The organism is Mycobacterium sp. TH-M82 (genome assembly GCF_057473605.1).
Map to the genome: position 1 here is coordinate 1 of NZ_JBYCKY010000274.1, position 7,433 is coordinate 7,433.

At 68.9% G+C, this 7,433-nt stretch carries 8 protein-coding genes and 1 pseudogene; 4 read left to right on the forward strand and 5 right to left on the reverse strand.

Annotation, left to right across the window (positions count from 1 at the left end):
* The 3 genes from AC2VON_RS08640 to AC2VON_RS08650 all read left to right on the forward strand — a co-directional run.
* Positions 1 to 250 (forward strand): DUF309 domain-containing protein (locus tag AC2VON_RS08640; protein ID WP_486952572.1); only part of this gene is annotated, 250 nt, incomplete at its 5' end.
* Positions 251 to 262: 12 nt separating this feature from the next.
* The gene (gene galT / locus AC2VON_RS08645; protein WP_486952573.1) at positions 263 to 1,381 is read left to right on the forward strand and encodes a galactose-1-phosphate uridylyltransferase; all 1,119 of its coding nucleotides are present in this window, start codon (positions 263 to 265) and stop codon (positions 1,379 to 1,381) included.
* Positions 1,374 to 2,483: a galactokinase gene (locus tag AC2VON_RS08650; RefSeq protein ID WP_486952574.1), complete on the forward strand. Its 1,110-nt coding sequence runs from the start codon at positions 1,374 to 1,376 to the stop codon at positions 2,481 to 2,483. The genes galT and AC2VON_RS08650 overlap by 8 nt, the downstream gene beginning before the upstream one ends.
* Positions 2,484 to 2,496: 13 nt before the next feature.
* Here the strand turns inward: AC2VON_RS08650 and AC2VON_RS08655 are convergent, their stop codons facing one another.
* The 5 genes from AC2VON_RS08655 to AC2VON_RS08675 form a co-directional block, all read right to left on the reverse strand.
* Complete coding sequence (locus tag AC2VON_RS08655; RefSeq protein WP_486952575.1) at positions 2,497 to 2,883, reverse strand: PIN domain-containing protein; 387 nt, start codon at positions 2,881 to 2,883, stop codon at positions 2,497 to 2,499.
* On the reverse strand, positions 2,883 to 3,137 hold the full coding sequence (locus AC2VON_RS08660; protein WP_486952576.1) for a type II toxin-antitoxin system Phd/YefM family antitoxin: 255 nt from the start codon (positions 3,135 to 3,137) through the stop codon (positions 2,883 to 2,885). Before AC2VON_RS08660 ends, AC2VON_RS08655 begins: the two co-directional genes overlap by 1 nt.
* Before the next feature lie 54 nt (positions 3,138 to 3,191).
* Positions 3,192 to 5,564, reverse strand: a complete 2,373-nt coding sequence (locus AC2VON_RS08665; protein WP_486952577.1) for a lysylphosphatidylglycerol synthase domain-containing protein — start codon at positions 5,562 to 5,564, stop codon at positions 3,192 to 3,194.
* 68 nt (positions 5,565 to 5,632) lie between these two features.
* The gene (locus tag AC2VON_RS08670; RefSeq protein ID WP_486952578.1) at positions 5,633 to 6,505 is read right to left on the reverse strand and encodes an oxidoreductase; all 873 of its coding nucleotides are present in this window, start codon (positions 6,503 to 6,505) and stop codon (positions 5,633 to 5,635) included.
* 96 nt (positions 6,506 to 6,601) lie between these two features.
* Entirely contained in the window at positions 6,602 to 6,943 is a 342-nt protein-coding gene (locus tag AC2VON_RS08675) for a hypothetical protein (protein WP_486952579.1), read from the reverse strand.
* A 126-nt stretch (positions 6,944 to 7,069) separates the two neighbouring features.
* Here AC2VON_RS08675 and AC2VON_RS08680 point away from each other — a divergent pair.
* Positions 7,070 to 7,433: pseudogene (locus tag AC2VON_RS08680) on the forward strand (hypothetical protein); the annotation flags it as partial.

The following is a 7,433-nucleotide window of genomic DNA, read 5'->3' on the forward strand; positions in this document are numbered from 1 at the left end:
GCGCGAGCGGATGCTGTGGCAGGGTCTGGCGCAGCTCGCGGTCGGCATCACCCACATCCAGCGTGGCAACCGCAAGGGCGCGATCACCCTGCTGCAGAGCGCATCCGGCCGGCTCGCCAATGACCGGGGATCGCCACCGTACGCCATCGACATCCCCGGGCTGCTGGAGTTCGCCGCCGCGTTGGTCGATGACCTCACCGCCGGGGCAGGGATCACACCGGAGCGGTTGCACCCCCGATTCGTCGTCTAGGGTGGCCCGGTGATGGCGCCGACCCAGCCGACCCAGCCGACCCGGTGGACGCTGGCCGACGGCCGCGAGCTGCTGTTCTTCGCCTTGCCCGGCCACCCGCCGGCGCCGGTGCCGGACCGGCGGCCGCTGCCTCCGCGCGACCCGGAGCCGCCGGAGCTGCGGTTCGATGCGGCCACCGGGCAGTGGGTGATCATCGCCGCGCAACGCCAGGACCGCACCTACCAGCCGCCGGTCCAGCAGTGCCCGCTGTGTCCGGGACCGAGCGGGCTGACCAGCGAGGTGCCGGCCGCAGACTACGACGTCGTCGTCTTCGAGAACCGCTTCCCCAGCCTGGCCGGCAACGGGCCGGCTGCGCTCACCCCGCCCGACGACGACGGGTTCACGGGGTTCGTCTGCGCTGCCGGGCACGGCCGCTGCGAGGTGGTCTGCTTCTCTGCCGACCACACCGGGTCGTTCGCCGGCCTGGACCTGCCGCACGCCCGGCTGGTCGTCGACGCGTGGCGGCACCGCACCGCCGAGCTGATGGCCACGCCCGGGATCGAGCAGGTGTTCTGCTTCGAGAACCGCGGTGAGGAGATCGGGGTGACGCTGAGCCATCCGCACGGCCAGATCTACGGCTACCCGTACCTGACGCCGCGCACGGCGGCGATGCTGGCCCAGGCTCGACAGCATCGAGTCAGCCACGCCAGCAATCTTTTTGCCGATCTGCTCGGCTCGGAGATTGCCGACGGCAGCCGGATAGTCGCACGCAGCGAACTGTTCACCGCGTTCGTGCCGTTCGCCGCGCGCTGGCCGGTGGAGGTGCATCTGTACCCGAACCGATTGGCGCGCAACCTGACCGAGCTGCACGACGCGGAGCTCGACGGCTTCACGTCGGCCTACCGGGATCTGCTGCAACGGTTCGACCGGATGTACGACGCGCCGCTGCCGTACATGGCCGCCCTGCACCAATACAGCGACACCGAGGCGCAGCAAGACGGCTATTTCCACGTCGAGCTGATGTCGATTCGGCGCACCGCCACCAAGCTGAAATACCTGGCGGCCTCCGAGTCGGCGATGGATGCGTTCATCGCCGACGTGACGCCCGAAGTAGTGGCGGCACGCCTGCGGGAGCTCGCGCCCGATGATTGACGAGGCCGTCGGATACTGCGCACCCGGGCGGATCAACCTGATCGGCGAGCACACCGACTACAACGGCGGTTTCGCCCTGCCGATCGCCCTGCCGCAGCGCACCACGGTCACCTTTACGCCGGCACACGTCGACACCGTCACCGTTCAAAGCGACCACGCCGATGGCGTGGTCTGCATTCCGGTGAACACCGCCCCCGGCGACGTGACCGGCTGGGCGGCATATGTGGCCGGGGTGATCTGGTCGCTGCACCGCGACGGCCATCCGGTGCCCGGCGGAGCGATGACGATCACCAGTGACCTGGCGATCGGATCGGGCCTGGCGTCGTCGGCGGCGCTGGAGTGCGCGGTGCTGGGCGCGGTGGCGTCGGCTACCGGAGTCACCATCGACCGGATCGAGCAGGCCCGAATCGCCCAGCGCGCCGAGAACGACTATGTCGGTGTCCCGTCGGGTCTGCTGGATCAGTTGGCGTCGCTGTTCGCCGAGCCGGCGACCGCGCTGCTGATCGACTTCCGCGACATCGCCGTGCATCCGGTGCCGTTCGATCCGGACGCCTCCGGCGTGGCGCTGCTGCTGATCGACTCCACGGTGCGGCACAGCCACGCCGACGGCGAGTACGCGGCACGCCGGCAGTCATGCGACCGGGCAGCCGCCGACCTGGGCGTGGGTTCGCTGCGGGATGTGCAGCATCGCGGAACCTCGGTGCTCGACGGCGTTGCCGACCCGGTCGATGCGCGACGTGCCCGCCATGTGCTCACCGAGAACGATCGGGTGCGCGATTTCGTTGCCGCACTTGCCGAGTTGGATTTCACCGCCGCCGGCCGGCTGCTCACCGCGTCGCACCAGTCCATGCACGACGACTTCGCCATCACCACCGACCACATCGACCTGATCGCCGACAGCGCGGTGCACGCCGGTGCGCTGGGCGCGCGGATGACCGGCGGTGGTTTCGGCGGTTGCGTGATCGCGCTGGTGCCCGTCGACCGGGCGGAAGCCGTCGGTGATGCGGTGCAACGGGCTGTCAGCGGTGCGGGCTACGACGAGCCGGTGGTGAGCCGGGCGTACGCTGCCGCCGGGGCAGGTCCGGACGTCGGTTGTGGCTAGGGCAGCGCCACCACTAGACCCGTATCGTGGTCAGTCCCGGGATGTCGTCGTAGTCCGCATCCTGTGTGACCACCGGAATCTCATGCGCGATAGCTGTCGCCGCTATCCAGGAGTCGTTGAGCGGCATCCGTTTACCCACATCACGCAGCGCAACGCGTAGCCCGGCCCACGCGGATGCCACCGACCTGTCGATCGGGACGGGTTCGAAAGTATCCGCTCGGGTAAGGGTCTCCAGCCGGCGTGTGCGCGTAGCGGTGTCGGCGGCAGTCAAAACACCTAGGCGCAGCTCCGCGATGGTGACGACAGACACGCAGATGCGTTCGGGGGGCGCGGCGGTCAAAGGTGGCTCGCGCTCGACGGCGATGAACAACGAGGTGTCAGCCAAGCCCAGTGCGGCCATCAGTGGGGTGTGACATCGTCGGTGGAGTCGGGCAACAGTTCGGCCAGCTCCGCTGCGAGTCCGGCGTCGGCCCGGCCTCCCGCGAGATGCCGAGTGAACTGCTCCCACGACATGGACGCTTCCCGCTTCGGCAGCGGGATGAGCTCAGCGACAGGTCGACCGCTCACCGTCACCCGCAGCCGTTCACCCCGCTCTACCCTGCGCAGCACCCCGCTGACATCGTTGCGCAGTTCGCGCGCGGCTACGTCAGTCATGCAGACATCGTAGCAGAAATGCTACAGTCGTGCCCGGCGGATCGCGGTCGCACGTCAGACCATCTCGTTCTTGGTCAGCCAGCGCATCACCGGCCACCCGACGAACACCGGCAGCCAGCAGGTCAGCACCCGGTAGAGCAGTACCGCCGGCACACCGAGCGCCGCGGGTACACCGAAGGCGGCCAGCCCGCCGATCAGCGCGGCTTCGACCGCGCCGACGCCACCGGGGGTCGGCGCCGCCGAGGCCAGCGTGCCGCCGACCATCGTCACCACGGTGACGGTGACGAAGGAGGTGTGCCCGCCGAAGGCTTCGATGCTGGCCCACAGCGCCAGCGCGGCTCCCAGGGTTGTTCCGGCCGCGCCGAGCACGATCAATGCCAGCCGTCTCGGTTCGCCGGCCAACTCGACCAGATCGCCGATCACCTCCTTGACGCGGGGCTGTAGCTCCGTCGACAACCAGCGTCGCAGCCTGGGTACCAATAAAAAGGTGCCGACGATACCCAGCGCCACCCCCGCGACCAAGTAGAGCACCGTGGCGTCTGGAACGAGGTGCGACAAATCGGCCGAGACGCCCGCGGCGGCGGTGAAGACGATCAGCAACACGACGTGCACGATCACCTGCACAGACTGCTGCAGTGCCACCGCGGCGGTGGCACGCAGCACGCTGAGCCCGCCCTTCTGCAGGAATCGGGTGGATAGCGCCAGCCCGCCGATTCCGGCAGGGGTGGTGGTGGCCGCAAAGGTGTTGGCCACCTGCATGATTGACAGATCCTTGAAGCTCACTGCGCCGCTGGCGCAGGCCCACAGGGCGGCGGCAGCACCGACGTAGGTCAGCGAGGAGACGGCCAGCCCCAGCAGCGCCCACCACCAGTTGGCGCTCCACAGCTGGGAGAAGAATGTCGGTACGGCGCTGATGAACGGATAAGCGACGTAGACCAGCGCCACCAGCAGCACCAGCTGGACGAGCTGGCTGCGGGTGAACCGGGTGATCGTCGCGGCCTGGATCCGATCGGCGCCGGTCTGGTGCTTAACCTCCTCGCGGGCGCCGGCGATGACTGCGCCTGCGTCGGTTACCGAGTGTCGGATCCTGGCCGGCACAGCGGTTTTGGTGAGTCGATGCGATGCGGCCAGCACGGACCCGGCGCCCAACGCGGCGATCGCGGCGGCCACCGCCGCGCGCGCACCGTACAACGCCGATGTCGTCACCAACAGTGCCGCGACGTCGGATTGCAGCTGTGCAGCGGTGGCGCCGTATTCGGCGTTGCCGAAACCACCGAACAGCACTTCGCCGCCCGGGCCGTCGACGGTGATCCTGCTGGCGCGCAGATCCCCGTGCGAGATCCGGTGATCGTGGATGCGCCGCAACGACTCCCAGACCTTCGCGACCGGGGTGCTGTCCGCACAGTCGGAGATCGGGATCCCACGAGGCGGGGTGTGCGCGTACAGCGTCCAGCCCCGGTCGAGCGCCGCCACCGCGATGGTCGCGGCGTTGGCCACCCCGATCTGGCCGATGGCAATCGCCATCAGCGCGCGGTGTTCGACGGCGCGGCGCATCGAGGCGTGCAGCGGCGCGGTCTCGGCGTCACGCAGCCGCAGCTTGTACCAGAGCTGGCGCAGCGCGCCGCCACTGCGCTGGTTGGGGCCGTACAACTCGATCATTGCCGGGTCCTCGGCCGCCGCGGACAGCACCAGCGGGCCGCGGCCGGCCGGTTGGATGACGGTCAGGCCGGACACGACGTAGCCGTGTGCGGCCAGCGCCCGCGCCGCACCGTCCAGCGGCACCTCCAGCCCGGGGGTGCCGACCACCAGGATCACCAGCGCGCCGACGAACCAGCCGACCGCCAGGCCCAGCAGCGAGCGGGCCGGGACGATGGCGCTGACCGCCAGGTGGATCGGCACGAACGCCAGCAGCAGCGTCCACCACCAGCGGCGCCACCGGGCGGGCAGCCAGGGGCCGGATACCGTGAGCATCGCCGCGAGCATCGCGATCCATCGCGGGTCGTCGAGGAACTGCGCCAGTGTGGTGGCCAGCCGCTCGGAGAGGTCGAAATGCCAGCGGGGTGCCGCCATCCCGGTGCTGCGGACCGACAGCGACAGCACGGCGGCCAGCCCGGCGACCGCGTAGGCGCCGAGCAGTTTCCACTGCCGGCCTGCGACCAGGCCGACCAGGATCGCGAACGGCAACGCCAGGATGGCGATGCCGTAAACCAGGTACACCAGGTTGGCCTGGGTGGGGGAGAGCACCCCGAGGATCCGCGAGACCGATCTCTCCAGCGCGACCCATTCGTAGCGGGTGATCAGCGAACTGGCGATCACCGCCGCGAGGAAGAGCGTCGCCAGCACCAGCCGCAGGAGGTCGTTGGTGCGTCGGGTCAGCGGCTCCAACAGCTTGCCGGTAACCGCGATGTCGCGCCCGTCAACTCGCATAGTCCCTTTCGGTCCGGTGCTGCGCCGCGGGACGCCTGAGGCTGCTGGGGCAGGCATCGGCGCAAGTGTCAGAGCGGGTAGGTGACTCCGGTCATCTTCTCCGACTCCGCCCAGAGCCGCTGCCACAGCTGCTGATTCATCGACAGCCGGCTTGACGGGCAGGCAATCGGGCCGCGACTCGGCCGCAGGCCGCTTGGGCCCCAGTACAGAGCCGGGTCGGCGTCAGGCATGGACGCCGCGAACAAGATCGCCTGCGCGGCGCGCCACGGCGGAAGACCGATGATGGGGATGGCGTATCTGGCGGCGATGCCCAGAAGCGACTTGTCGTTGTCGAACAGGCCGGTGGCCGAAGTCCCGGGGTGCACCGCGTAGGACCGTTTCGGTGAGCCGGCCGCGGCCAGGCGACCCCGTAGCTCGCGGGCGAACATCAGGTTGGCCAGCTTCGACTGCGCGTAGGCCAGGTTTCGCTGGTAGAACCGGTGCTGGTAGTTGAGGTCATCGATCCACAGCTTCGGCGTCTGCCGGTGCGCGACGCTCGCCACGGTCACGACCCGGTCGCTGATTTTGTCCAGCAGCAGGCCGGTCAGCGCGAAGTGACCGAGGTGGTTGACCCCGAACTGCGTTTCGAAGCCGTCGACCGTCCGGCGCAACGGGATGTTCATGATCCCTGCGTTGTTGATCAGCACATCGAATCCGGTTTGCTGCGCTGCGAACTCACGCACCGAAGCCAGACTCGCCAGATCCAGTGCGGCGACCCGGACGTCGCCGTCGATGCGGTCGGCGACCTGTTGGGCCTTTGCGACGTTGCGGCAGGCCATCACCACGGTGGCGGCCTTGCCGGCGAGCTCACGGGTGACGATCTCCCCGAGTCCGCCGTTGGCGCCGGTCACCACGAAGGTGCGACCGCGTTGGTCAGGGATGTGACGTGTTTGCCAGGCCATGCGGGTCACATTATCCGATGTGCTGCGACGAGCCCATGCGCCCGCCCGGTGGTCTTTGGCGCCGCCCCCGGTTTCTATACCGCTTCTATACCGCTGCTAGACCGCGCCGTTGCAGCCACCCGGTGGCGCGGCTACGACGTTGGGCCCATAGTCGATGACACAGCGCAGACCGCGACCACTGACATTGTCCGGCGTCCAATTCACGATGGAGTATTGACTGTCACGCCAGTAGGAACCGTCGGGATATTTGGTCCCGATACAGCGATGTGTGTAGGCGTCGTCCTGGCGCCCGCCGGGGCAGTAGTTCGCCGCCAAGTTCGGCACGTTCGGGTCGGCGTCAGCGTGTACGGGTGTCGCAAGCACCGTCAGGGTCGCGGCGATGCCGGTGCTACCGGCCGCCATAACAACGAAAGCAACGATGGCAACGACGATCTTCATGGCGGAGAGCCTACGGGGTTGCTGAGCGCGGGGCATGCCGAACTGAGGCGAGCGCGCGGAACCCGAACCGAGGCGACCGTTATCTGATTGTGACAATCGCACCCAGCACCCGCTATGGTGCCCTGCGTGCCTGGACACGGACCAACCGGTCGGCGCCTGACGCCGACACTGCTGGCGGTGGCCCTGCTGGCGTCGGCCACGATCGCCCGCGCGGGCGGTGCCGGAGCCGACGCCCCGCCACCGGGCGAAGAATCCGCGCCACCACCGGGGGCGCCCGGTGAGCCGGAGCCGCTCGCAGTGTTCCCGGCCGCGCCTGCCGACGATCCGTCCCAGCTGTTGACCGCCGACGTCGCATCCGAGCAGGGGCTGCAGGTCAAGACGATTCTGGTGGCTCGCAGCATCACTGCGGCATTCCCGCAGATCGACAGCATGGTCGGGGTGCGCCCAGATTCGCGGCCCTGGCATCCCAACGGGCTGGCGATCGACGTCA